General features: G+C 58.1%; 24 protein-coding genes and 1 pseudogene. 19 read left to right on the top strand and 6 right to left on the bottom strand.

What is annotated here, in order from left to right; all coding sequences use genetic code 11:
* Window positions 1-170, bottom strand: a pseudogene (locus ABI171_RS05035) (LLM class flavin-dependent oxidoreductase); the annotation flags it as partial.
* 17 nt (window positions 171-187) lie between these two features.
* On the bottom strand, window positions 188-1,150 hold the full coding sequence (locus tag ABI171_RS05030) for an aliphatic sulfonate ABC transporter substrate-binding protein (protein ID WP_348091516.1): 963 nt from the start codon (window positions 1,148-1,150) through the stop codon (window positions 188-190).
* 208 nt (window positions 1,151-1,358) lie between these two features.
* Between ABI171_RS05030 and ABI171_RS05025 the strand changes: the two genes are divergently transcribed.
* Window positions 1,359-2,018, top strand: coding sequence for a class I SAM-dependent methyltransferase (locus ABI171_RS05025; protein WP_348091515.1), 660 nt, complete (start codon window positions 1,359-1,361; stop codon window positions 2,016-2,018).
* Window positions 2,019-2,076: 58 nt separating this feature from the next.
* On the opposite strand, the gene ABI171_RS05020 is transcribed toward ABI171_RS05025, so the two are convergent.
* Window positions 2,077-2,361, bottom strand: a complete 285-nt coding sequence (locus ABI171_RS05020; RefSeq protein WP_348091514.1) for a DUF4148 domain-containing protein — start codon at window positions 2,359-2,361, stop codon at window positions 2,077-2,079.
* Window positions 2,362-2,712: 351 nt separating this feature from the next.
* Here ABI171_RS05020 and ABI171_RS05015 point away from each other — a divergent pair, with 351 nt between their 5' ends.
* Window positions 2,713-3,333, top strand: a complete 621-nt coding sequence (locus ABI171_RS05015; RefSeq protein WP_348091513.1) for a TetR/AcrR family transcriptional regulator — start codon at window positions 2,713-2,715, stop codon at window positions 3,331-3,333.
* A 345-nt stretch (window positions 3,334-3,678) separates the two neighbouring features.
* Here ABI171_RS05015 and ABI171_RS05010 read toward each other — a convergent pair whose 3' ends face one another.
* Window positions 3,679-5,031, bottom strand: coding sequence for an MFS transporter (locus tag ABI171_RS05010; protein WP_348091517.1), 1,353 nt, complete (start codon window positions 5,029-5,031; stop codon window positions 3,679-3,681).
* Between the two features lie 190 nt (window positions 5,032-5,221).
* On the opposite strand from ABI171_RS05010, the gene cyoA reads away from it, so the two are divergent.
* The 9 genes from cyoA to ABI171_RS04965 all read left to right on the top strand — a co-directional run bounded on the left by cyoA (window position 5,222) and on the right by ABI171_RS04965 (window position 14,148).
* The gene (cyoA, locus tag ABI171_RS05005) at window positions 5,222-6,142 is read left to right on the top strand and encodes a ubiquinol oxidase subunit II (protein ID WP_348091512.1); all 921 of its coding nucleotides are present in this window, start codon (window positions 5,222-5,224) and stop codon (window positions 6,140-6,142) included.
* Window positions 6,143-6,259: 117 nt separating this feature from the next.
* Window positions 6,260-8,263 carry a cytochrome o ubiquinol oxidase subunit I gene (gene cyoB / locus ABI171_RS05000; protein WP_348091511.1) on the top strand — a complete coding sequence of 668 codons (2,004 nt, stop codon included), beginning with the start codon at window positions 6,260-6,262 and terminating at the stop codon, window positions 8,261-8,263.
* The gene (cyoC, locus tag ABI171_RS04995; RefSeq protein WP_348091510.1) at window positions 8,256-8,885 is read left to right on the top strand and encodes a cytochrome o ubiquinol oxidase subunit III; all 630 of its coding nucleotides are present in this window, start codon (window positions 8,256-8,258) and stop codon (window positions 8,883-8,885) included. Before cyoB ends, cyoC begins: the two co-directional genes overlap by 8 nt.
* The gene (cyoD, locus tag ABI171_RS04990; protein ID WP_348091509.1) at window positions 8,882-9,412 is read left to right on the top strand and encodes a cytochrome o ubiquinol oxidase subunit IV; all 531 of its coding nucleotides are present in this window, start codon (window positions 8,882-8,884) and stop codon (window positions 9,410-9,412) included. The genes cyoC and cyoD overlap by 4 nt, the downstream gene beginning before the upstream one ends.
* Window positions 9,409-10,296: an SURF1 family protein gene (locus ABI171_RS04985; RefSeq protein ID WP_348091508.1), complete on the top strand. Its 888-nt coding sequence runs from the start codon at window positions 9,409-9,411 to the stop codon at window positions 10,294-10,296. The genes cyoD and ABI171_RS04985 overlap by 4 nt, the downstream gene beginning before the upstream one ends.
* Window positions 10,280-11,629 carry an ATP-binding protein gene (locus tag ABI171_RS04980; protein WP_348091507.1) on the top strand — a complete coding sequence of 450 codons (1,350 nt, stop codon included), beginning with the start codon at window positions 10,280-10,282 and terminating at the stop codon, window positions 11,627-11,629. Before ABI171_RS04985 ends, ABI171_RS04980 begins: the two co-directional genes overlap by 17 nt.
* Window positions 11,619-12,155 carry a response regulator transcription factor gene (locus ABI171_RS04975; protein ID WP_348091506.1) on the top strand — a complete coding sequence of 179 codons (537 nt, stop codon included), beginning with the start codon at window positions 11,619-11,621 and terminating at the stop codon, window positions 12,153-12,155. Before ABI171_RS04980 ends, ABI171_RS04975 begins: the two co-directional genes overlap by 11 nt.
* Window positions 12,156-12,191: 36 nt before the next feature.
* Window positions 12,192-12,713 carry an RDD family protein gene (locus tag ABI171_RS04970; protein ID WP_348091505.1) on the top strand — a complete coding sequence of 174 codons (522 nt, stop codon included), beginning with the start codon at window positions 12,192-12,194 and terminating at the stop codon, window positions 12,711-12,713.
* Between the two features lie 220 nt (window positions 12,714-12,933).
* Window positions 12,934-14,148 (top strand): ABC transporter substrate-binding protein, encoded by a 1,215-nt coding sequence (locus ABI171_RS04965; protein WP_348091504.1) that lies wholly within the window; start codon window positions 12,934-12,936, stop codon window positions 14,146-14,148.
* 21 nt (window positions 14,149-14,169) lie between these two features.
* On the opposite strand, the gene ABI171_RS04960 is transcribed toward ABI171_RS04965, so the two are convergent.
* Window positions 14,170-15,192 (bottom strand): AraC family transcriptional regulator, encoded by a 1,023-nt coding sequence (locus ABI171_RS04960; protein ID WP_348091503.1) that lies wholly within the window; start codon window positions 15,190-15,192, stop codon window positions 14,170-14,172.
* 338 nt (window positions 15,193-15,530) lie between these two features.
* Between ABI171_RS04960 and ABI171_RS04955 the strand changes: the two genes are divergently transcribed.
* From ABI171_RS04955 to ABI171_RS04940, 4 genes are all read left to right on the top strand, one after another.
* Window positions 15,531-16,652, top strand: a complete 1,122-nt coding sequence (locus ABI171_RS04955; RefSeq protein ID WP_348091502.1) for a triacylglycerol lipase — start codon at window positions 15,531-15,533, stop codon at window positions 16,650-16,652.
* A gap of 15 nt (window positions 16,653-16,667) precedes the next feature.
* Entirely contained in the window at window positions 16,668-17,759 is a 1,092-nt protein-coding gene (locus tag ABI171_RS04950; protein ID WP_348091501.1) for a lipase secretion chaperone, read from the top strand.
* Window positions 17,760-17,984: 225 nt separating this feature from the next.
* Window positions 17,985-18,125, top strand: a complete 141-nt coding sequence (locus tag ABI171_RS04945) for a hypothetical protein (RefSeq protein WP_348091500.1) — start codon at window positions 17,985-17,987, stop codon at window positions 18,123-18,125.
* 320 nt (window positions 18,126-18,445) lie between these two features.
* Window positions 18,446-19,564: an ABC transporter substrate-binding protein gene (locus ABI171_RS04940; protein WP_348091499.1), complete on the top strand. Its 1,119-nt coding sequence runs from the start codon at window positions 18,446-18,448 to the stop codon at window positions 19,562-19,564.
* Window positions 19,565-19,606: 42 nt separating this feature from the next.
* Here ABI171_RS04940 and galE read toward each other — a convergent pair whose 3' ends face one another.
* Complete coding sequence (galE, locus tag ABI171_RS04935; RefSeq protein ID WP_348091498.1) at window positions 19,607-20,626, bottom strand: UDP-glucose 4-epimerase GalE; 1,020 nt, start codon at window positions 20,624-20,626, stop codon at window positions 19,607-19,609.
* Window positions 20,627-20,930: 304 nt separating this feature from the next.
* Between galE and ABI171_RS04930 the strand changes: the two genes are divergently transcribed.
* The 4 genes from ABI171_RS04930 to ABI171_RS04915 form a co-directional block, all read left to right on the top strand.
* Window positions 20,931-21,851: an ABC transporter ATP-binding protein gene (locus tag ABI171_RS04930; RefSeq protein ID WP_348091497.1), complete on the top strand. Its 921-nt coding sequence runs from the start codon at window positions 20,931-20,933 to the stop codon at window positions 21,849-21,851.
* Between the two features lie 6 nt (window positions 21,852-21,857).
* Entirely contained in the window at window positions 21,858-22,619 is a 762-nt protein-coding gene (locus ABI171_RS04925; RefSeq protein ID WP_348091496.1) for an ABC transporter permease, read from the top strand.
* 220 nt (window positions 22,620-22,839) lie between these two features.
* Window positions 22,840-24,930 carry a bifunctional 2',3'-cyclic-nucleotide 2'-phosphodiesterase/3'-nucleotidase gene (locus ABI171_RS04920; protein ID WP_348091495.1) on the top strand — a complete coding sequence of 697 codons (2,091 nt, stop codon included), beginning with the start codon at window positions 22,840-22,842 and terminating at the stop codon, window positions 24,928-24,930.
* 80 nt (window positions 24,931-25,010) lie between these two features.
* On the top strand, window positions 25,011-25,597 hold a 587-nt coding region (locus ABI171_RS04915; RefSeq protein WP_348091494.1), incomplete at its 3' end, for a tetratricopeptide repeat protein.

The following is a 25,597-nucleotide window of genomic DNA, read 5'->3' as shown; positions in this document are numbered from 1 at the left end:
GCGAGGCGGTCAGCGAAGAACAGCAAGTCGAATTTGCCGCGCTCGAGCGTCTGCGCAATGCGCGCGTAGTAGTCCGGTTTGAGGAAGCCGCCCGGGCTGCTATCCGGATGGCGCCATAACACCTGGCTGTGGGCGGCATTGCCGGCGATCAGGAAGGCTGCAAGATGCATCATGTTTCTTCTCCAACCTACAGCAGGATTTCACGGTAGACCTTGTCCTGGACTTGTACCCGGGTCTTGATCAGGTTCAGCTTATAGAACGCTTCGAGGATCTGCTGCTGCTCGGCGACGATGGTGGCATCGACCGCTATCGTGGTGTAGTTGCGGCGTTCGGTGGCCAGCCGTAATACCTTGGGATCGACGCCCAGTTGCGGCGCCAGCAGTTCGGCGGTTTCCTGTGGATGGGACTGGGCCCAGGCATTGGTTTTCTTGAGCTCGGCGAACAGGATACGGATGACGTTCTGGTTGCGGTCGACAAATGCAGGATTGGCCAGGTGGAAGGTACGGTTATTGGAGAGCCCGGTACCGTCGCGCAGGATGCGCGGGTTGCTGGAGATCTGCTGGCCCGCCAGATAAGGATCCCAGAGCGTCGCCGCATCGACATTGCCGGACTGGAAAGTGGCGCGGACGTCGGCGGCATTGGTGACATACACCGGAATGATGTCGTTGTAAGTCAGGCCGGCTTCTTCCAGTGCGCGCACCAGCAGGTACTGCACGTTCCAGCCACGGCCCAGCGCAATTTTTTTGCCTTTCAATTCTTTGACGGTGCGGATGGCGGATTCTTGCGCGACGAAAATCCCTATCCCTTGCGGATACGGCTGTTCGGCCGCCAGGTACACCGCATTGACGCCTGCGGCGTTGGCGAACACGGCCGGGGTGTCGGCGGCATGGCCGAAATCGATGGCGTCGCCGTTTAACGCTTCAGTCAGTTGCGGGCCGGCGGCAAATTCAAACCATTTCACTTTCCAGTCCAGCGCTTGCAAGGCTTTTTCCAGATTGCCGCTGCCTTTCAGGATGTTCAGCGTATTGAATTTCTGGTAGCCGATGCGCAAGGTGCGCTCTGCGGCCGCGAAAGCCGGCAAGCTTGCCACCACGGCGCTTGCGCCCAGGCCCTGTAACAGCAGCCGCCTCTTATCCGATATTGTCGTCATCGCTTGTGTTTTCCCGGTTGATTAGTCTGACGCCTGCCTGGGCTGCGTAACTTTGTATTCTAATCAATCCTGCAACGATGGAGAACGAAGGATTTCGGCCATGCTAAATTGGTTTTGGTATAAAGCAGCGTGTCGATGGCGATGACGGCACTATGAGGGCGATGGCGGGCATGGTAGATTATTCCTCTACTCCTGAGGAATGCAAACCATGTCCAATCGCACGCTCAATCTTGACGATACGCTCTACGACTATCTGCTAAGCCATTCGCTGCGCGAGCATCCGGCGCAAACCGCATTGCGCGCGGCAACCGGCAGCCATGCGCGTGGTGGCATGCAGATTTCCCCCGAGCAGGGCCAGTTCATGGCGTTGCTGGTGAAGCTGATAGGCGCGCGCCAGACCATAGAAGTCGGGGTGTTTACCGGCTATAGCGCGCTGTCGGTGGCGCTGGCCTTGCCGGACGACGGCCATATCCTGGCTTGCGACATCAGCGACGAATACACCCGCATCGCGCGCCCATACTGGGAGCAGGCCCATGTGGCGCACAAGATCGACCTGCAACTGGCGCCGGCGCTGGCGACGCTCGACGCCAGGCTGGCCGCCGGCGCAGCGGGACAATACGATTTTGCCTTTATCGATGCCGACAAGAGCGCTTATGACGGCTACTATGAGCGCTGTCTGCAACTGGTGCGCCGCGGCGGCCTGATCGCGATAGATAATGTCTTATGGGGTGGCAGCGTGGCCGCCCCCGCGGAAGATGCCGATACCGCGGCGCTGCAGCAACTCAACCTGAAATTGCACAACGATGAGCGCATCGATCTGTCGATGCTGCCGGTCGGCGACGGCTTGACGCTGGCGCGTAAACGCTGAGCGCTGAGCGCTGAGTATCTCGCGCCGGCGTCACGTGCTGGCGATAACGCCATCAGTGTCATGCACCTGCATAAATCGAGGCGCCGATCTCGGTCTTTGCAGCGTCATGGGCTTGCGCCATCATCGGTTTTTGAGCTGATGTGACAGGCGTAGCGATCGCCGGATAGCTGGCATCACTTTGCACCAGCGTTCCCTCGGCCTGGGCCTTGGCGACTTCTTGCTCGACTTGCGCTCTGGTCAGGCTCGACACGAATGCTGGTTCAGTTGGATAGGGCGCTTCCGCGAATGCCGAGGCGGCGGCGCTGAAGGCCAAGAGTGTGAAAATCGTTTTTACGGTACGCATGATGGTTTCCTGGAAAGTTGAAGGATAACGACAGCGTTTTCTGTTTCGCAGGGCTTGCAGGTTGCGTCGTTGTGGAACAGATATCTGCCATCGCTGAGAAACAGTCTAGGCTTTCATCGCAAACGATCAGATGACACGGGCATGACAAGTTTGTCATGTCGGCATCGGCGGCGTACCGTTCTTGTGGCCGGAAAAATCAAGGCTTGATGACGCGGCGCGGCTGACGGTTCGCAGCACAATTTTTGCCGGGCAATGCGTTCTTTTTGTCGGAGAGCCGTGCTGATGGCAGGCGACTACGTTGGTTTTTCAGGAAAGTATTTCATTTTCGCATGCATGTGCTAATATGCAGGCATGACGATACAAACCAGTAAAAGCGAGCTCACCTATGCCGCGATAGTCAATGCGGCGCTGCTGATAGCCGCGGCGGAAGGCATAGGCAAGCTGTCCCTGGGGGAAGTCGCTAAGCAGTTGGGTATCAGCAAAAGCGGGGTGTTTTCGCGAGTCGGTTCATTGGATGCGCTGCAGGAAGCCGTGCTTGAGGAATTTGACCGGCGTTTCAGCGAGGAAGTGTTCATGCCTTCCATGGCCATGCCGCAAGGGTTGCCCAGGCTGAATGCGCAAGTCAAGGCCTGGATGGAGCGCGCCAGCGATCCGCGAGAACTGGCAGGCTGCCTGTATATTGCTGGCGCCTTTGAATATGACGATATAGAAAGTCCTGTGCGCGACCGTATCCAGCGTGGCGTGGTGCGTTGGCGCGCAACCATGCGGCGCACAATCATCCAGGCCGTAGAGGTGGGGCACCTGCGGCCGGACACCGATCCGGAGCAATTGATTTTCGAGATATACAGCCTCATCGTCGGTCTCACCCATGAAATTCGCTTCATGCGCGATGACGGCGCCGTCCAGCGCCTGCAAAGTGCTTATAACCGCCTGATTTCGACTTATCGGAGCTTTAATTACCAGGGTGCATAGGCTCGGTCGCAGAAGCGTTTTTTTGAATTTAATTCGCACTATCGTGCGAAAAAAGGAATGACGATGATAATTTCTCTGATGGTCGGCGTCGTAGCCGGCGCGCTAATCTTCTGTGCTTACATGGCGCAATTGATGAAGTCAGTCCCTGATTGCAATGAAGACTTCGTTTTTTTCTGATTTACGGACCTGCCTGCAAATCGTGCGTCACTTCGGCTCGAGCAGGGGATGTTACGGTGAGGGGGTGGATTGCAAGGGGTTGCAAACTGGCGGCAGGGGTATTAACGCTGATTGCTTGAGCGATCAATCGAAACCGTTCAAGCAATCAGCGATGTCTGGCAAGGCAGCTTATTCGTCGCGTATTTCAAGCGCGCGATTCAAGCTGAGTGCCGCCAGCGAACAGGCTGCACCCGACAGCAAATAGAAGCTGACATAAGCCAGGCCAAAATGCGCGGACAGGCCAAGCGCCACCAACGGTGCGAAGCCGGCGCCGACCAGCCACGACAGATCGGAAGTCAGGGCTGCGCCGGTATAGCGATATTTGGCAGGGAAGTTGGCGGTCACCGCGCCAGCTGCCTGGCCATACGACAAGCCCAGCAAGCTGAAGCCCAGCAGGATGAAGATGTTCTGGCCGATTTCGCCGCCGTTCATCAACGTCGGCACGAACGCGCTGAGTATCGCAATCAATATCGCGCAGCTGCCAAGCGTCGTGCGACGGCCGAGTTTATCGGCAATCAGGCCCGAGGCGACCACACCAACCGCCATCAAAGCGGCGCCGATGACCTGGATGATCAGGAAGTCGCTGACCGAGCGCATCGAATACAGGCTGATCCATGACAGCGGGAATACCGTCACCAGGTGGAACAGCGCATAACTGGCCAAGGCTGCCAGGGCGCCGATCAGCAGGTTGCGGCCTTGCGAACGGGTCATTTCGATGACCTTGGTCGGCTCCAGTTCGCGTTCATCCAGCAGGCGAGCGTATTCCGGGGTCGAGACCAGGCGCAAGCGGGCAAACAGCGCCACGACGTTGATGGCGAATGCTACGTAGAACGGATAGCGCCAGCCCCAATCCAGGAAGTCTTCCGTGGTCAGGTTGGAGAGCAGGTAGGCGAACAGGGCGCCGGCGATCATGAAGCCCATCGGCGCGCCGAGCTGGCCCAGCATGGCGTACCAGCCGCGCTTGTTTTGCGGCGCATTGAGCGCCAGCAACGACGGCAAGCCATCCCAGGAGCCGCCCAAGGCGATACCCTGGCCGATGCGCAGCAGCGACAACAAGACGATCGAGTAAAAGCCAAGATGCTCAAAGGTCGGCAGGAAGGCCATGCCGGCGGTGGAGATGCCTAATATGAAGAGGGCGGCGGTCAGCTTCACCTCGCGGCCGAAGCGGCGCTGGATGGCCATGAAGATGACAGTGCCGAACGGCCGGGCCAGGAAGGCGAAGGAAAAAATCACGAAGGCATACAATGTGCCTTCCAATTGTTGCTCAAACGGAAAGAAAACCGCCGGAAACACCAGTACCGAGGCCATCGCATACACGAAGAAGTCGAAATATTCCGAGGCGCGACCGATCACCACGCCGATGGCTATTTCGCCCGGGGCGACTTCAGGATGCTCGGATTTGGCGCTGCGAACGTCATTGGCAGACGTAGTCGACGAGAGATTGGCGGAAAGATCGCCATTATGGCTATGGGTGCTGGTCATCATAATTTTGTCTCTGGTTTTTGTCTCTAGTAGGTTTCAGGCCTCTATTAAATATGGCCTTGCCTTGCTGGCATGACGAACCCTTCCCGACGTTGCTTAGGCAGGGGTAGGACAAAACGTCCAATCGCCAACGCATACCAGTCAGTGCTACATTAGCACGATCTGATAGCTTCGACTGGACTTTTACTCCATGGTTTCCCTAATTTCTCGTCGCGGATTGCTTCTGCTGCCCGTCTTTTTACTGGCCGGCTGTAATACGGTAGTCATGAATCCGTCTGGCGATATCGCCTCTCAGCAGGGACGCCTTATTGTCGTCTCTACCTTATTGATGCTATTGATCATCGTTCCGGTGATCGCATTGACCTTCTGGTTTGCCTGGCGCTACCGCAAAAACAATACCGCCGCGCGCTACGAGCCGGACTGGGACCATTCCACACAACTCGAACTGGTGATCTGGGGCGCGCCGCTGCTGATCATCATCGCCCTCGGCCTGCTGACCTGGATCAGCACTCATACCCTGGATCCTTACCGGCCGCTGTCGCGCCTGGATGAAGGCCGTCCGATTCCGGCGGAGACCAAGACCCTGACGGTCGAAGTGGTGGCGCTGGACTGGAAATGGCTGTTCATCTATCCGGAACAAGGCATCGCTACCGTGAATGAGCTGGCGGCGCCGGTCGACGTCCCGATCCATTTCAAGATCACCTCATCGGCAATCATGAATTCCTTCTTCATCCCTGCGCTGGCCGGCCAGATCTACGCCATGCCGGGCATGCAGACTTCACTCAACGCGGTCATCAACAAACCGGGCGAGTTTGAAGGTTTCTCGGCCAACTACAGCGGCGCCGGTTTTTCCGACATGCGCTTCAAGTTCCACGGCCTGAGCCAGGAAAATTTCGATCAATGGGTGCAGGCGCGCAAAGCCGCCGGCGGCCATCTGGATCGTCCTGACTATCTGCAACTGGAAAAGCCAAGCCAGAAAGAACCGGTGCGCTACTACGGCACGGTTGACAAGGACCTGTACCACGCCATCCTCAACCGCTGCATCGAACCGGGCCAGATGTGCATGGACCAGATGATGAGCGGCCACAAGATGGAACAGAAGCATGAATAAAGGCTCCCAAAGCCTACGACGTGTGCAACAAACGCAAGCAGCGCTCCGCTCTGCAAGCAGTGGCGCAGTGATATCTGCGGTATGCGCCACGTTTCCCTTTTTCACCGGAAAGTAACGATGCTAGACCATATCGATCTGACGAAGCTGATCTTCGGCCGTCTCACCTGGGAAGCGATTCCCTATCACGAACCGATTCTTATTGCGACCTTCATCATGGTCGCCCTCGGCGGCATTGCGGTGCTTGGCGCGCTGACCTATTTCAAGGTCTGGGGTACGTTGTGGCGCGACTGGTTTACCAGTATCGACCATAAGAAAATCGGTATCATGTACGTTGTCCTCGGCCTGGTCATGCTGCTGCGCGGCTTTGCCGACGCCTTGATGATGCGCGCCCAGCAGGCTTTTGCCTTTGGCGGTTCGGAAGGCTTCCTGCCGGCCCATCACTACGACCAGATCTTCACGGCGCACGGCGTCATCATGATTTTCTTCGTGGCGATGCCGCTGGTGACCGGCCTGATGAACTACGTGGTGCCGCTGCAGATCGGTGCGCGCGACGTGGCTTTCCCGTTCTTGAACAACTTCAGCTTCTGGATGACTACTTTCGGCGGCATGCTGGTCATGGCGTCGCTGTTCGTCGGCGAATTTGCGCGTACCGGCTGGCTGGCGTATCCGCCGCTGTCGGGCATATTGGCGAGTCCGGATGTGGGGGTGGATTACTATATCTGGGCCTTGCAGATTGCCGGGGTAGGGACGCTGCTCTCGGGGATCAACCTGATCGCGACTATCGTCAAGATGCGCGCGCCAGGCATGAACATGATGAAGATGCCGGTGTTCACCTGGACTGCGCTGTGCACCAACGTCCTGATCGTCGCCGCTTTCCCTGTGTTGACAGCCGTGCTCGGCATGCTGTCGCTGGACCGCGTGTTCGGCACCAACTTCTTCACCAACGACATGGGCGGCAACGCCATGATGTATGTCAACCTGATCTGGATCTGGGGCCACCCTGAAGTCTACATCCTGATCCTGCCGGCATTCGGCATCTTCTCTGAAGTGGTTTCCACCTTCAGCAGCAAGCGCCTGTTCGGTTACACCTCGATGGTTTACGCCACCGTGGTGATCACCATCCTGTCTTACCTGGTATGGCTGCATCACTTCTTCACCATGGGCTCAGGGGCCAGCGTCAACTCGTTCTTCGGGATCACCACGATGATCATCTCGATCCCGACCGGCGCCAAGATTTTCAACTGGCTGTTCACCATGTACCGCGGCCGCATCCGTTTCGAGCTGCCAATGCTGTGGACCATGGGTTTCATGATCACCTTCGTTATCGGTGGCATGACCGGCGTGCTGCTGGCAGTACCGCCAGCCGACTTCGTGTTGCATAACAGCCTGTTCCTGATCGCTCACTTCCATAACGTGATTATAGGTGGCGTGTTGTTCGGCATGTTCGCCGGCATCAACTACTGGTTCCCGAAAGCGTTCGGCTACAAGCTCGACGATTTCTGGGGCAAGTGCTGCTTCTGGTTCTGGACCATCGGTTTCTATGTCGCCTTCATGCCGCTGTACGTGCTGGGTCTGATGGGCGTGACTCGCCGCATGGGTCACTTTGAAGATCCGTCGCTGCAGGTCTGGTTCCAGATCGCGGCCTTCGGTGCGGTCTTGATCGCTCTCGGTATCGCTTCGTTCATCGTGCAACTGGTGGTCAGCTACCTGCGCCGCGAATCACTGCGCGATACTACCGGCGACCCTTGGGGCGCGCGTACGCTGGAATGGTCGACGTCGTCGCCGCCGCCAGACTACAACTTCGCCTTCACGCCTGTGGTGTACGACAATGATGCCTGGACCGACATGAAAGCCAACGGCTACACCCGTCCGCTGAAAGACTTCGTGGCGATCCACATGCCGAAGAACACCGCAGCCGGTTTCATCATCGCCGCGCTTAGCGCAGCGATCGGCTTTGCCCTGATCTGGCACATGTGGCTGGTGGCCGTGCTCGGCTTCGTAGCAATGCTGGCCGCGATCATCACCCACACCTTCAACTACAACCGCGATTACCACATCTCTGAGGACGAAGTCGTCCGCACAGAAGGCGAACGCACACGATTGCTGGCTAGCCATGTCTGATATCACTATGAACACTAACAGCGCGGCCGACCCGAGCGCGCGCTACTACGTCCGCGAACATCATCCCGAAAACGGCACTTTGCTGGGTTTCTGGCTGTACCTGATGAGCGATTGCCTGATTTTCGCCTGTCTGTTTGCGACCTACGCCGTATTGGGCCGTAACTATGCAGGCGGTCCGACCGGTGCTGAACTGTTCGACCTGCCGCTGGTGGCGATCAACACCTCGCTGCTGCTGCTGTCGTCGATCACCTACGGTTTCGCGATGCTGGAAATGCAGCGCAAGCGCATTCGCAGCACCTTGATCTGGCTGGCCGTTACCGGCGTCCTCGGCGCCTGCTTTATCGGCTTCGAGCTGTATGAATTCGTCCACCTGATCCACGATGGCGCGGGCCCGCAGCGCAGTGGCTTCCTGACCTCGTTCTTCGCACTGGTGGGCACCCACGGCTTGCACGTCAGCTTCGGCATCATCTGGCTGATCACATTGATGTTCCAGGTGAAGCGCCACGGCCTTACTCCTGAAAACAGCCGTCGCCTGATGTGCCTGTCGATGTTCTGGCACTTTCTGGACGTGGTCTGGATCGGCGTCTTCACCTTTGTCTATCTGATGGGAGTTTTGCCATGAGCGGCGGACATCAAACACACCCGGCGCGCGCCGTCGGCCATGGCCAAGATGGTCACGATGACCACGGTCACGGCCACATGCATGCCGACCACGGCAGCCTGAAAAGCTACACCACAGGTTTCATCCTGGCAGTCATCCTGACAGCGATTCCTTTCTGGCTGGTGATGGGCAAGGTCATCGACAAGTCCAGCACCCTCGGACTGGTGCTGCTGGCTTTCGCCGCCGTGCAGATCGTGGTCCACATGATCTATTTTCTGCACATGAACACCAAGTCCGAAGGCGGCTGGTCGATGCTGGCGCTGATCTTCACGATCATGCTGGTGTTCATCATGCTGAGCGGCTCCTTGTGGGTCATGTATCACCTGAACCATAACATGATGCCGGGCATGATGACGGATTCCTCGATGCACGAAACTGTGCCGGAGTCGATGCAGAACATGCCTGGCATGTCTCCCATGTCCGATATGCCGCCTGCACACGATATGCATGACATGTCCACCATGCCGAAAAACCACGACATGCCATGAACGCTGCGCCACCAGGCCCGCTGACAGAAGCAAACCAGAACGCGGCGCCGGAAACGGCGCCGCGTTCTCGCTCCGGCGCGGCCAAGCTGGCGCTGCTGGTGTGCGCCGTGCTGATGTTTACAGGTTTCTTTGCGCTTGGCAGCTGGCAGCTAAAACGCCTGCAATGGAAGCTTGACCTGATTCAGCGGGTTGACGCACGGGTGCATGCGCCCGCCATGGCCGCCCCCGGCCCTGAGCAATGGCCGCGGATTAGCGCTGAGTCCGATGAGTACCGGCATGTGCGCTTAAGCGGTCACTATCTCTATGCGTTGACTACCCGGGTCCAGGCCGTTACCGAGCTCGGCAGAGGCTTCTGGCTGTTGACGCCGCTGCGTAACGCCGATGGCAGCGTGGTGCTGGTCAATCGCGGCTTCGTACCGAGTACGACGCCGGAGCAGCTGGCGCCTGGCGCCATCCAAGTCTCCAGTACGGTCGTGGTGAATGGCCTGTTACGTATCAGCGAGCCCGGCGACGGGTTCCTGCGCCATAACGATCCCGCCGGCAACCGTTGGTTCTCACGCGATGTGCAGGCAATTGCAGCTGCCCATGGTTTGTCCCAGGTTGCGCCTTATTTTGTCGACGCCGATGCAACAAAAATGCCGGCCGACGACGATGCCGGCGACGGTTCATCGATACGTCCGGTTGGCGGCTTGACGGTAATTGCCTTTCACAACAGCCACTTGGTTTATGCTCTTACTTGGTATGCTCTCGCTCTGATGGTGATCGGGGGCTGCTACTGGGTCGTACGCGAGGAGCGAAGGTCCCGACGCAACGCGGTGCAAGCTCGCAGCGACGCCGGTAATGACCAAAGTGACAGTGAAAGCAAAGATGGCAAGCAAAATTGATATTCTTGCAAATACAGAACAGTTGAAACAACGATGGACGGTGGCGGCGGGTGTGGAAAACGGCGCCGGCCACAAGAACATGCTGCAGCTGATCCAGCTGCGCTGGATTGCGGTGATTGGCCAGATCACCACGATCGCCGTCGTCATTCTCGGTTTCGGCATCCAGTTGCCACTGCCGCACATGCTGAAAGTGCTGGCTTGCCTGGTGGCGTTCAATATCGCCAGCCATTTGCGCTGGCACGAACGGCGCGTCGCCACCAATGGCGAATTGTTCCTGGCGCTGCTGGTCGATGTCGGCATCCTGACTGCGCAGCTGTATCTGAGCGGCGGCACCAGCAATCCTTTTGCCTTCCTGTTCCTGTTGCAAGTGATTCTCAGCGCGGTGTTGCTGGAAGCCTGGTCGACCTGGACCATGGTCGCCGTCACCAGCCTGTGCCTGGCCGGCCTGTCGCTGTTTTCCGAGCCGCTGGCGTTTCCGGTCGACCATGGCGACGGCTTGTCCAGCCTGTATGTCGAAGGCCTGCTGATGTGCTTTGTGATGAACGCCGCGCTGCTGGTGTTTTTCGTCACCCGCATCAACCGCAACCTGCGCGCGGGCGACGCCCAGCTGGCGCAATTGCGCCAGCGCGCGGCCGAAGAAGATCACATCGTCCGCATGGGCTTGCTGGCTTCCGGCGCCGCCCACGAGCTGGGGACGCCGCTGGCGACCTTGTCGGTGATCCTGGGCGACTGGCGGCGGATGCCGGAGTTCAGCCAGAATCCTGAACTGCTGGCAGAAATCGGCGACATGCAAACCCAGCTGCAACGCTGCAAGAGCATCGTCAGCGGCGTCCTGCTCTCCGCCGGCGAAGCGCGCGGAGAGTCCTCGGTAAAGACCACAATCAACACTTTTTTGAACGACCTGGCGAAGGAGTGGGGCGCGACCCGGCCGGTGGTTTCGTTCGCTTATGAAAACTGCATCGAGCAGGATATTCCCGTGGTATTCGACTCGGCCTTGAAGCAGATGATCTGCAATGTGCTGGACAACGCCCTGGAAGCATCGCCGCAATGGGTTTGCCTGGAAGCCCGGTGCGAAGGCGATTCGCTGATCCTGATCGTCACCGATACCGGTCCCGGTTTCGTGCCGTCCATGCTGGCGCAGATCGGCAAGCCGTACCAGTCGAGCAAGGGTCGGCCGGGCAGCGGCCTGGGACTGTTTTTTGTGGTCAACGTCGCCCGCAAACTGGGCGGCGCCGTCACCGCCAGCAACCGGCCGCAGGGCGGGGCGCTGGTGCAACTAACCTTGCCACTGGCGGCCATCAGCCTTGAGGAGGAACCAGAACATGCCGGCTGATCGTCTGCTGTTGATTATCGAAGACGACGCCACCTTTGCGCGCACGCTCGGCCGTTCATTTGAACGGCGCGACTATAAAGTGCTGCTGGCCGCCAACCTGGATGAAGCGGCGCTGCTGTTGCAACAGTATTCGCCAGGCTATGCCGTGGTCGATCTCAAGCTGAGCGATAATACTTCCGGACTTGCCTGCGTGCAGATGCTGCACAAACATGATCCGGCGATGCTGATCGTGGTGCTGACAGGTTTCGCCAGCATCACCACGGCGGTGGAAGCGATCAAGCTCGGCGCCTGCCAATACCTGGCCAAGCCATCCAACACCGACGATATCGAAGCGGCATTCGGTCACGTTGCCGGCAGTGCAGAGGTTGAACTGAGCACCCGTTCGACCTCGATCAAGACCCTGGAATGGGAGCGGATCCACGAAGTGCTGGTGGAAACCGGTTTCAATATTTCCGAGACCGCGCGCCGACTGGGAATGCACCGCCGCACATTGGCGCGCAAGCTGGAAAAACAACGCATCAAGTAGTCCCCTAACCATGTAGCGCAAGAGAAAGCTGCTTATATGCCGCAACAGGAAATCGAACCAAAGGCCGAGTTCAACACCGAATCTACGACTGAGCCAGAACTCGAATACGTAGGATTCTGGGCACGCCTGCTGGCATCCCTGATCGACACTGTGCTGCTGTTGCTGGTGATTACCCCGATAATGCTGGCGATCTTCGGTAGCGCCTACTGGGAAGACAGCCGCCTTGTCAAAGGACCGGCCGGCCTGTTGTTTGAATGGCTGTTGCCGGCCATAGCCACCATCGGTTTCTGGTGGCTGAAACAAGGCACGCCTGGAAAAATGGCGATCGGCGCAAAAATCGTCGATGCCAAGTCCGGGCAAGAACCAAAGCCGGCGCAGCTGGCGGTCCGCTATGTTGGTTATTTCGTCTCCACCTTCGCGCTGTGCCTAGGCTTCGCGTGGGTAGGCTGGGACAAGAAAAAACAGGGATGGCACGATAAAATGGCCGGTACCGTTGTCGTACGCCGGAAAGACCACGGTAAAAAGGAAAAAGTCATTTTTCAACAGGACGTAGCCTGATGTATTGTTGTAGCGGCGACAATCTCCATATTTGAATCAATCACGGCTCCCATACGGAGCCGTTTTTGCATCCGGCCACACTGTGGGGTACCCGTCATTTCTACCAGGCATGCACATTAATTTCTTCACGGAAATAATGGCGTGGGGTATAACAGCATTGGCGCGCTTGCGCGCTGCTTATCCGATACAGGAAAACCTGAATACTACAAAAACGGAGACGATGTTGCTAAAACTTTCTTGCCAAAGGGTGTTGCTCGCCCTGATTCTTTGTACAAATCTGCCGGCTTTCGCTGAAGAACCGCCTATCAGGATCGCTGTGATCGGCCCCACCACCGGAAAGTCATCCGAAGACATGGGAGAAAGCATCCGTGGCGGGGCCCGGGTTTTTCTCAGCGATATCAATCAGTTTGGCGGCGTGCTGGGACGCCGGGTAGAGCTGGTGGAGCGCGACGACGAGGCCAAGCCGGATATCGGCGTCAAGATAGCCAGGGAACTGGTGGAAAAGGAAAAAATAGTCGCCGTAGTAGGTTTCGGCAATACCGGTGTCGCGCTTCCCGCTGCGAGAATCTTCCAGGACGCTAAAATCCCCTTGATCATCACCGGCGCTACCGGCGCCGTCATCGCCAAACAGTTCATGCCGCCGGCTTACCCGGTCAGCTACGTCTTTCGCACGTCCGCCAGCGACGCCTTGCAGCCGATCGTGATCCTCAACGACCTCATCGACCGCCGCAAGATCAGCAAGATTGCGATTCTGCATGATGACACGCCCTACGGCCAGTCGGGCAAGCAAAGCGTTGTCGACGAGTTGACGCGCCGCCATCTGGCGCCGGTTGCGGTGGAAGGTTTCAAGGTCGGCGAACAAGACATGGGCACGCAACTGGCGCATGCGCGCGAAGCCGGCGCCCAGGCTGTCGTGCTGTATTGCCTGGCGACAGAGGGTGCGATGGTGGCGAAAAGCGCGGCAAGAATGAAACTGAAATTGCCGATTGTAGGACCATGGACCTTGTCGCAAAAATCGTTTATCGATTTATCCGGCGATAGCGGCGAAGGCGTGCGCACTGCGGTCACCTATGTCGAAAACAATGTCAGTACGGTCAGCAACCAGTTTACCCTGGCCTACAAGAAAACCAACAAAGTCAGCCTGATCCCGTCGGCGGTCGCCGCCGCCCAGACTTACGATGCCTTGCGCCTGATTATCCTGGCGATCTACCAGGCCAGGTCGGACGATCCGGTCAAAATCCGCGAGGCGCTGGAGAACCTGCACCAGACCACCATGTCGACCGTGGTCTCGCGCTATCAACGGCCATTCTCTCCGACCGACCATGAAGCCATCAGCCTGAACATGATCGTCATGGGTGAAATCCACAAAGGGCAGGTGGAGTACGCCTATCCGGAAGATGCGAGTAGCAGCCTGATTACCCGGGTAAAAAAATAGCCGCAAGCCTGATTGCAGGGTTTATCTCAATATCTGCTGCTGGTAGCTATGCGGCGTGAGTCCGGTCCAGCGCTTGAATGCCCGGGTGAAGGTGCTGGGTTCCGAATAGCCCAGCAATTGCGCGATTTCATTCAGTTTCAGGCGCGGGTCGAGCAGGTACTTTTCCGCCATGCGGTGGCGGATATGTTCACGCAGGGCGCGGAAATTGGTGCCGCTTTCGTCCAGGCGGCGGCGTAGCGTGCGCTCGGTGACATTCAGCTCTTTGGCGACTTGTTCCAGTTCCGGTTCTCCTTCGCGGATCAGATGCAGGATGCAGCGCCGTACCGCCTGTTCAAAATCGTCGGTTTGCGGCAGCTCGGCAAGTAGCGCGTCGGCCTGCAGTTCCAGTACCCGCACCAGCATTTCATCCGATTGCCGCAACGGCAAAGCCAGCAACGCTACCGGAAAGCGCACCGTGGTGGTGGCCTGGCCGAACAGTACCGGACAGCCGAACCAGTCGGTATAGGGCGTGAGATTTTGCGGCGCCGGATTGACGAAGCCGACCTGGCCCAGCTTGACCGGTTGGGCGGTGATGTTACGGATAACGGCGTACAGCGATGCAATCCAGCACTCGTCCACCAACGGGCCCGGGCAGCCGTGGCTGAGGCCCCACTCGAACACCAGGTCGTCGCCCTGGCGGCTGATATGCATCGGGCTGGTTTCATACAGCAAGCGGCCGTACTCGATCATGCGCGCCATCGCCGCATCCAGCTGCGGACAGCACGCCAGGACGTAGCCCATCATGCCGAAATGGGCGGTGGTGATGCTCTGGCCCATGCGCAAGCCGAGCAGCGGATCGTCGAGACGGCGGGCGGCCAGTTCCAGCATTGCTTGCCAGCGTTCGCGCGAGTAGCGCCGCAAGCCGCGGTCGACGATTTCGGGCGCCGCTTCGCCAAACAGCGCGGCGGCATCCAGGCCCTGCATGTCAAGATACTCGTACAGTACGCGCACATAGGCGCTGGATACAAAGCCGCGGATGGGAATGGCTGGTCTGGATTCTGGCATGCGAGACATTGTTAAATAGTTACCGTCCATGGTCAAATTCTATACCGTTCCCGTTTTCAGGTGCGATGTTGCATACCGGCCAAAACAGGCAGCGTCCAAACGATCATGCAGCCAGCCAGACGATCTGGCAAGTGCACATTCATAGCTTGCAGGCAATTTTCTGTTCCGTGTCAGAAATGCGAAATCATTGTCCGTTTGGATCAATTGCCGCGGCGAGCTTGTGGCTTAAGATTTTCATGTGAGAAAGAAATATATTTATTGCAAGTATTTTTGCCAAGTGATTTGCAATAAACCTCGGCAATCCTCACAAATGTAAAAAATAAAACCTGGAGACTGTCATGAAAAAAACATTGTTGCGTTATGGCTTACTGGCGTCGGTACTGGCTGTGAATGGTATCGGCAGCGCCAATGCGGGCTGGCTGGATAACCCGTTTGGCAGCGTCGCCAGCGTACTGGCGTCGACCCCCAGTGCGAATACGGCAGCTGCGGCTACAGCGATTGATCCTGCGACCTCGGCCGCCACCCAATATCCGGTCATTTTGGTCAACGGCCTGTTCGGCAGCGACGACTATCTGAAAGGTCCCTTGTTCCAGGGCTTCCCGTATTGGTACGGCATCGTCGAAGATCTGCGGCGGCATGGCGCCAAAGTGTATGTCGCCTCGGTCCGGACCATCGACGACGAAGCCGCCCGCGGCCAAGATCTGCTGGACTTCATCAACAAAGTTGCGCCCGGCCAGAAGGTCAACCTGATCGGTCATAGCCAGGGCGGCTTCACCGTGCGCTATGTGGCGCAGATCGCGCCGGACCGGGTGGCCTCGGTCACCACCATCGGTACGCCGCATTGGGGGGCGCCGCTGGCGGACGTGATCAATGGCGCGATCGGCGTGGTCGATAATCTGGGCTTTGGCGCCGCAGTGCGCGCCGCCGTTGGTCCGCTGGCGGCGGTTCTCGGGCTGGTCATCCAGGGCAATCCCAACCAGGATGCGTTTGGCGCGCTGGGCGTGCTCGACAGCGCCGGCGCGGCAGCGTTTAACCAGAAGTACTCAACGGCCGGTCTGGGCGATCCGAAAAGCTGCACCAGCGGCGCAGTCACGCAGACGATCGACGGTAACGTGCAGCAGCTTTACTCCTGGAGCGGCAGCGCATTCCGCGGTCCGTTGCCACATGACGCCAGCCTCAATACCGTGTTCGGCGTACCGCTCGACACGGCAACCGTGCTAGACGGCACCACCTTGGGCCTGGCCACGGTCGGGCTGCCTACGGTCGCTTTCGGTCTCGGCGACAACGACGGCATGGTGCCCGTATGCCGCAGCAAGTTCGGGCAGGTGATCGGCACCGGCTTCAAATGGAACCATCTGGATGAAGTCAACCAGATTGCCGGGGTACTTGGCGGTAACGCGGAAGATCCGGTGGCGGTGATCCGGACTCATGTCGAGCGTCTAAAAAACGCCAAACTGTAAAGGCGGAGCCGAAACATGCCTGTCTCAGATCCGGCCGGCAGCGCCGGCAATCAACGCATCCTGCTCTTGACGGCGGTCATCATTGCGGCGGTGATTTGCGCTGCAATGATTTATTGGCTGAATCCGTCCAGCGCACCGGTCGCCAGCGCTGTAGCTGATCGCGCCGGAGCGACGACAACGGCGGCAGCCGTCGTCGCCAGCCCGGCAAGCGCGGCCGCTTCTCTGCAGACGCAGGCATGGCCGCCGATGTTGCAAGGGACGGTGGCGCCGGGCTTGCCGGTCGACGCCCAAGGCCAGCTTGAACACAAACGCGATGTGCGCGATTTCTTCGACTATTTTCTCACTGCGCAAAGCGTTCTTACGCCAGCACGGATGGACGCACTGGTCGGGCAGCAAATCAAGGCGCAGCTGGATGGCAAACCGGCTGAAAGCCAGGCGGCCGCATTGTGGAAAAGCTATGGCGCCTATCTGCAAGCCTTGACCCAGCTAGCCGGAACTGCCGGTAATGGCGTGTCCGCTATCGCCGCCGATGGCGCAACCGACAGTCTGACGGCCGCCAACGCCGTCAGACTGCAATCGTTCATCGAACAGCGGGCCGCGCTGCGGCAACGCTTCCTGGCCGAATGGAGCGGGTCGTTTTTCGGCGAAGAAGACCAAGCCATGCTGGCGTTTGTCGCACGCGCCCGCATCGCCCAAGACAAAACTTTGAGCGATGCCGAGCGCAAGCGCCGCCTTCAGGAAATCGAACAGAACCTGCCGCCGGGCGAACACGCGATAGAACAGCAGCAGAAGCAGCAAGAGCAATGGTTCGCCGCAGTTGACCAGATGCGGCAGCAAAATCTGCCGCCGGAGGCCATGTGGAGCGAGATCGCCAAGCTCAAAGGCGCTGATTTCGCCGACCGCTTCGTGGTGCAAGAACAGCAAAACCATGCCTGGCAAGCCAACTACGATCAATATGCCGTCCAGCGCAGCCAGATCGAAGCGCAGGACTTGTCGCCGCAAGACCAGCAAGCGCAGATCGAACAGGTCCGGACAAAATTCTTTCCTAAAACAAGCGATGGGCTACGTGCCGCAGGCCTGGATCAGATTGCGCAACTAAAGCACTGACCAGGGTGCTTGCCGCCCCATTTCGGCGACTGCCATTGGGTATGATGCTTGCTTGTCTTTGTTGGATATATCAGCAACGGAGAAAAGCATGGTGCATAGAAGAGGTTTTCTCGGCAGATCGGTCGTGATGGCGGGCGGCTGGGGTCTGTTTTCCAACACCTCGGCGCAGGTGCTCAACATCAATGACGCCATCAATAAATCGGGACGGCAAAGAATGCTGTCGCCTTGGCGCAGCAGCAATGGTTTTTCTTCGACACCGCGCTGCGCCAGAGCGGAGACATGACAAGCCGCCAGCAATATGCCACCAATGTCGCCACCACCAGCGAACGCATACTGGAAGTCATGGATGGCGTCACCGGGCTGTAACAGCAACTTGCCTGATGCTGAGACAAGTTCGCAATAGATAATCAAAAAGAGAGAAAAATGAAAGCTGTCTGTAAGCTTTGTAAGAGTATTGTCGGCAAAAAATAACCTGATTAGTTACGTATCTCAGATTGACCGTGAAAAGCGGTCATTTGCTGATAAAGCGTCATCCCCGCGAACGCGGGGATCCAACTTAAGTACTTGATTCAACATGGATTCCCGCGTTTGCGGGAATGACTCGGAAGATAGTTTTGTGCTAAAAATATGGCATCTGAGATAGGTAACTAATCAGGAAAAATAATGACAAGAAGGGGAGACTAGGCATGAAAATTGTTATCGGCGTTCTTTTGTGTGCGGCTTTCGCATTCGCCCAGGCGGAGGAGAAACCTGGGCAGGACAAGATCGTTATCGGCCAGTCGGTCGAATTGTCCGGAGAAGCGACCGGCAAAGAAAACATGGAGGGCGCGCTGGCCTACTTTGGCTGGGTCAACGCCCAGGGCGGCGTCTTCGGGCGCAAGATCGAGCTCAAGTCCTACGACGATAAACGCAAGCCGGAAACCACCCGCCTCAATACCGAGAAACTGCTGAAGGAGGACAACGCGCTGGCGTTGTTCGGCTACCGCAGCACGCCGACGGTCGAGGCGGTGCTGCCCTTGCTGATCGCGGAGAAGGTACCGATGATCGCACCGTTTTCGGGTGGCCAGAGCTTGCATCAGCCATTCAATCCCTATCTGTTCAATTTGCGCGCCAGCTATCAGTCTGAAACGGCGAAAATGATCGAGTTGTTCGGATCGCTGGGCATCAAGAAAGTGGCGATCCTGTACCAGGACGATAGCTTCGGCAAGGACGGACTGGCCGGATTCGAGCGCAATCTGGCCGCGCATAAGCTGGGGGCAGTGGTGACGGCAAGCTACGACCGCAAGGATTTGAAGATAGACAAGGCGGTCAGCGCCATCGCCGCCGCCAATCCGCAGGCCGTGCTGATGGCCTGCACACCGTCGGCCTGCGCCGACTTCGTCAAGCAGATGCACAAGAAGGGCGCACACCCATCGTTCATGATGCTTTCCAACGTCAGTTCTGAAACCTTCTTCGCATCCCTGGGCGACGATGGCCGCGGGGTCAGCGTCATGCAGGTGATGCCTTATCCAAAAGACTTTGCGGCGGCCGCCACCCGGGAATTCCAGAGCGTGCTGAAGGGAATGGCCAAACCGCCGCCTAGCTCCTATTCGACATTCGAGGGTTTTGTGGCGGCAAAATTGCTGACCGAAGGATTGCGCCGGGCCGGGCCGAATCCGACCCGGCCCAAACTGATGGCGGCAATGGAGACGATCCGCGATTACGACCTGGGCGGCGTCAGGGTGTCATATACGCCAAACAATCATGATGGCTCGAAATTCGTGGAAATGATCATGATCGGCAAGAACGGCGCGATTCTGCATTGACGCTGGTTGAATCTAGCCGCGGCCGCAATTGAAGCAAAGGCGTCAATCCGAGAAACCTGCCGGGTTCTGCAACTGCCAGCGCCAGGAGTCGGCACAGATCGACGCCAGGTCTTCTTCTGCGCGCCAGCCGAGCAGTTCGGCGGCAAGACTCGGATCTGCGTAGCATGACGCAATATCGTCCGGCCGGCGCGGCGCCATGTCGTAAGGAACCGGCTGGCCGCTGGCTTTTTCGTAGGCGGCGATGACTTCCAGCACGCTATGGCCGCGCCCGCTGCCGATATTTGCAGTGAAACTCCGCTCTTTCCCCTGCAGATAATTGAGCGCGGCAATGTGCGCCTTCGCCAGATCCACCACATGGATATAGTCGCGCACGCCGGTACCGTCGGCGGTGGGATAGTCGCCGCCGAATATCGGCAATGTCGGGCTGCGCCTGGCGGCCACCCGGGCGATATGGGGCATCAGGTTATCGGGGTTGCCGCGCGAGTCTTCGCCGATCAAACCACTTTTGTGGGCTCCCGTCGGATTGAAATAACGCAGGTAGGCGATCTTCCAGCGACTGTCCGCCAGCTCCAGGTCGCGTAGTATCTGTTCTCCTATCAGCTTGGTCTGGGCGTAAGGGCTGGCGGCCGATAAGGGAAAGTGCTCCAGGATCGGCACCGTGGCGGGAGTGCCATACACCGACGCCGATGAACTGAACACCATTTTCGCCACCCCGGCGTCGCGCATCGCCGTGCATAGCGTCAACAGGCTGCTCAGGTTGTTGGCATAGTATTCGAGCGGTTTGGCGACAGATTCTCCGATCGATTTCAATGCTGCGAAATGAATCGTCGCGCTGATCCGATGGTCCCTGAACAAGCGTTCGGTGCTGGCGCGGTCGCACAGGTCGGCCTCGACAAAGACCGGGGTCTTGCCGGTAATTTTCTTGATGCGATCCAGCACCAGCGGGCTGCTATTAACCAGGTTGTCGACGCCAACCACTTCATATCCGGCATCCAGCAGCTCAACCCAGGTATGAGAGCCGATATAGCCGGTGGCGCCGGTAAGCAGGATGGCAGCGTTCATATTGTCTTAAAGGCAAAGTAAAAATGGATACAGGCTGAGAGGGTAAGTATTTTTTCCGATCTGGGCAATGGCGGTCTTCATGAATGCGCCAAATAATCTTGCGCAGCATTGTGCCGGCGGTGCAAATTTGATAATTATCGGTGCATTCTGCTTGCATTAAAATTAACTTCAAACCTGGATTGGGGCCGGCCAATTGCCGCCGCTGCCTGAACAGCTCCGCCGGCAAGCGACCAGCCACTCTCCAGCAGCAAATGCAAAGCCCCTTTAGAATGCATGACTATCCGGATTTTTAGAAAGAAACCGAGTGCAACCCATTATTTCAGTCAACAACCTTACCAAGACCTATGCAACCGGACACAGCGCGTTGAAAGGCATCAACCTGGAAATACGGCGCGGCGAGATCTTTGCGCTACTGGGACCGAACGGCGCCGGCAAGACCACTTTGATCAATATCATCTGCGGTATCGTCAACCCCAGCCAGGGGCATGTCCTGGCCGACGGCCACGATGTGGTGCGCGATTACCGGGCGGCGCGTTCGCGGATCGGCCTGGTGCCGCAGGAGCTTTCCACCGACGCTTTCGAAAGCGTGTGGGCCACGGTGAGTTTCAGCCGCGGCCTGTTCGGCAAGGCGGCCAATCCCGCGCTGGTGGAAAAAATCCTGCGCGATCTGTCGTTGTGGGACAAGAAGGATGCAAAAATCCGCACTTTGTCTGGCGGCATGAAACGCCGCGTCATGATCGCCAAGGCGCTCTCGCACGAGCCGCAGATCCTGTTCCTGGACGAGCCGACCGCCGGCGTCGATGTCGAGTTGCGCCGTGACATGTGGCAGATGGTGCGCGGCTTGCGCGAGAACGGCGTCACCATCATTCTCACCACCCACTATATCGAGGAAGCCGAAGAGATGGCCGACCGCATCGGCGTCATCAGGAAGGGCGAGATCATCCTGGTCGAAGACAAGGCCGTGCTGATGGCAAAACTCGGCAAGAAGCAGCTGACATTGCATTTGCAACGGCCGCTGGCCAGCATTCCTGACGGTTTAGGCGGCAACCAGCTGGAGCTTTCCGCCGACGGCAACGAGCTGGTCTACACCTTTGACGCCCAGAGCGAGCAAACCGGGATCGCCGGCCTGTTGCGGCAACTCAGCGAACATGGAATCGACTTCAAGGATTTGCAGTCAAGCCAGAGCTCGCTGGAAGAAATTTTCGTCAACCTGGTGAAAGCATAAACAATCATGAATCTTCACTCTATCCGCGCGATCTACATGTTCGAGATGGCGCGCACCGGGCGCACTTTGATGCAAAGCATCGCTTCGCCGGTGATCTCTACCGCGCTGTATTTCGTGGTGTTCGGCGCCGCCATCGGCGCCCACATGGTCAGCATCAACGGCGTCAGCTATGGCGCCTTCATCATTCCCGGCCTGATCATCATGTCGCTGATGACGCAAAGCACCGCCAATGCCTCGTTTGGCATCTATATGCCGAAATTTTCCGGCACCATCTATGAAGTGCTGTCGGCGCCGATTTCCAGCGTCGAGATCGTTGGCGGCTACGTCGGCGCCGCCGCCACCAAATCGGTGATCCTGGGGTTGCTGATCCTGGCTACGGCGCGGGTCTTCATTCCGTTCGAGATTGCCCATCCGTTCTGGATGCTGGGTTTCCTGGTGCTGATTGCCGTCACCTTCAGCCTGTTCGGTTTCATTATCGGGGTCTGGGCCGACGGTTTCGAGAAGCTGCAACTGATCCCGTTGATGATTGTGACGCCGCTGTCGTTCCTCGGCGGCAGTTTTTATTCCATCAACATGCTGCCGCCGTTCTGGCAAAAGGTCGCCTTGTTCAATCCGGTGGTCTACCTGATCAGCGGTTTCCGCTGGAGTTTCTATGACGTTGCCGACGTCAACGTCCTGATCAGCGCCGGCATGACGTTGGCATTCCTGGCGCTCTGCATGGGCGTGCTCTGGTGGATCTTCAAGACTGGTTATCGGCTCAAGGGATGACAGGAGGATGAAGGCAGCCGCCGCTTCCGATATCGATAAAAGACGCGGGCGGTCTGCGGATGCTTGAGGGGTCATGATGGGGTCATATTACGGATACATAATCCCAACAATGCGTTATCTGATCGTTACAGATAATCAGGAATACGCTCAGTTTTACAGCCCCCCCCATCATTAAGAACGCGCCATTCAAGGCGCGTTCTTATTTTCCGGAGACCGTTTGATGCATAAGAAATTTGGCAAGCCGGTACTGGCTGCCGCCGCCACAATCGCCCTGGCCGCCTGCGGCAGCAGTTCCACACCCCTGACCGGGCAGATCCAGGAAGGCAGCGTGCTCAAGATGGCGATTCTTGAGACGACCGATATCCATTCCAATGTGCTGGGCTATAACTACTATGCGCTGACGCCCGATACCAGTCTCGGCCTCGACCGTACCTCGACCCTGATCCAGGGTGCGCGTGCGGAAAATCCGAACAACGTGCTGTTCGACGACGGCGACGTCATCCAGGGCACCTTGCTGGGCGATTACCAGGCGCAAGCGACGCCGGTCAACTGCAGCGGCACACTGGCGGTGCACAAGGTGATGAACGCCCTCAAATACGACGGCGGTGGCATCGGCAACCATGAATTCAACTACGGCCTGGGTTTTTTGAGCCAGATCACCAATGCCGACTTCGGCGTCACCGGCATCGCCAAACCGGCCGGCACCTGCGGCGCACCAACGTTCCCGCTGGTGCTCTCCAACGTCAACAGCGTCGCCAGCCAGAAGCCGATTTTCAATCCCTACGCGGTGATTCCCAAGCAGTTCAACGCCACCACGCCGGACGGCAAGACCATCAATGTCAAGCTCAACGTCGGCATCCTCGGCTTTGTGCCGCCGCAAATCATGGACTGGGATCAGAAAAACCTGGCCGGTAAAGTGTATGTCAATGGCGTGCAGGAAAGCGCCAACAAGTACGTGCCGCAATTGCGCAGCGCCGGCGCCGACGTCATCGTCGCCTTGTCGCATGGCGGCCTGGATGCCTCGCCATACAGCCCGAAGATGGAAAACGGCAGCTTGTATCTGTCCACCACCGGCATCGACGCGCTGCTGGTGGGCCACTCGCATCTGATTTTCCCGCAAGCCAAGGAAGCCAAAGCGCCGGCGCTGGATGCTTCGCTGGCGGCGTTGCCGGCTAATATCGTCGACAGCAAGAACGGCTTCGTCAACAATGTGCCGACTGTGATGGCGCAGAGCTGGGGCCGACGCCTTGGCATCATCAAACTGACCTTGCAATACACCGGCGGTAAATGGGTGATCCAGAAACCGCAAACCACGGTCGAAGCGCGTGGCTTCAAATATACCGATGGCGTCACCAATGTGGCGGCGGATACTGCAATTGCGACGCTGGTGGATAGCGAACACAAGGCGACGATTGCCTACGCGCAGCAGCCGCTGGGCACCACCACGGATTTCGAGATGTCGTCGTACTTCTCGCTGGCGGGCGACGTCGGCGCGATCCAGATCGTCAACCAGGCACAGATCGACTACGTCAAGAATTTCATCGCCAACTCTACCGACGCTACATTGGCCAGTTACAAGAACATCCCGGTGATCTCTTGCAGCGCGCCGTTCAAGGCTGGCCGCAACGGTCCGTCGGATTTTACCGATGTCGCGCCGACCGCATCCAAGGCCAGCCCGTTCGCGCTGCAGGTGCGCAATCCGGGCGATCTCTACCTGTACAGTAACAACAACCTGCAGGCAGTGAAGATCAAAGGTTCCGACCTGAAAAACTGGCTGGAAACCTCCGCCTCGCAATTCGGTAAAATCGATCCCGCTGCGACTGCCGAACAAGACCTGGTACCGTCCTATTCGACGATCTACAACTACGACGTCTTCTACGCCGAAGGCAATGCCATGCAATACCAGATCGACGTTACCCAGCCGGTTGGCAGCCGCATCGTCAATCTGACTTACCAAGGCAAGCCGGTGGCCGCCACTGACGATTTCATTGTCGCCACCAATGACTACCGCGCAGGCGGCGGCGGTAATTTCCCGGGCATCGATGGCAGCAAAACCATCATCAAGTCACCCGACGCCAGCCAGGCCGTGGTCAGCAGTTATCTGCAAAAACTGGGCAAAGTGACGCAGGCCAATAACGGCAACGGCCAGAGCTGGAGTTTCGTCAAGGTCGCCACCAACGGTCCGGTGATTTTGCGCGCCACCCCCGGCAAGCTGGCAGTGGCGCAGGCGCTAGGTCTTGCTCGCGTCAAAGCCGAAGGCGCGCTTGATGCCAGCGGCTTCTCCAAGTATGCAATCGACCTGAGCAAATAAAACGGTGTCCAGATATTAAATGTCAGTGTGAGCGATGTTCCAAGCCCCCGTTTCAGCGGGGCTTGTCTTGTTTGATAAAAATGCATAGTTACTTGAAATTGCCGGCAGCGCTGGCCTTCGCCTTGTCGCTTGCCGCATGTGGCCAGCAGCAAACCGTGCCGGACAGCGCGCAACTGGAAAGCCTCGGTGTGCTGGCCAGGCAAGGCCGGCAGGCGCACGCGCTTGAAGAGCTCCAATCCTGGGCCAGACAAGGCTCTGCGGTGGCGCAGCGGGAATTGGCGCTGGCCTATGTGGATAATGCGGCGCATGCAAAGGATGCGGTTTTCTGGTTCGCAAAAGCGACGCAGGGCGGCGACAAGGAAGCGGCTTATGTTTTAGCCAGCGCCTACTATAACGGTAAGCTGGGCCTGGACAAGGATCCCGTGCTTGCCGTCCAATTGTACAAAAAAGCGGCGGCGCAGGACGATGAACGAGCAGAGTTAATGCTGTCGCGCTTGGCCAAGTACGGTGAAGGCATGCCAAAGGATCTGGCGCAATCCGTCTCGTGGTTGCAGCAAGCCAGCGCTCATGGCAACGCGCAAGCGATGTTCCTGCTCTCGAACGCGTATGCGTCAGGCGAAGGCGTTCCGCAGGATCAGGTGCTGGCGCACAGCTGGCTTGAAAAATC

Origin of the sequence: Collimonas sp., assembly GCF_039923675.1 — a bacterium.
GTDB lineage: Bacteria > Pseudomonadota > Gammaproteobacteria > Burkholderiales > Burkholderiaceae_D > Collimonas.
This window is presented reverse-complemented; position numbering and strand designations above follow the sequence as displayed.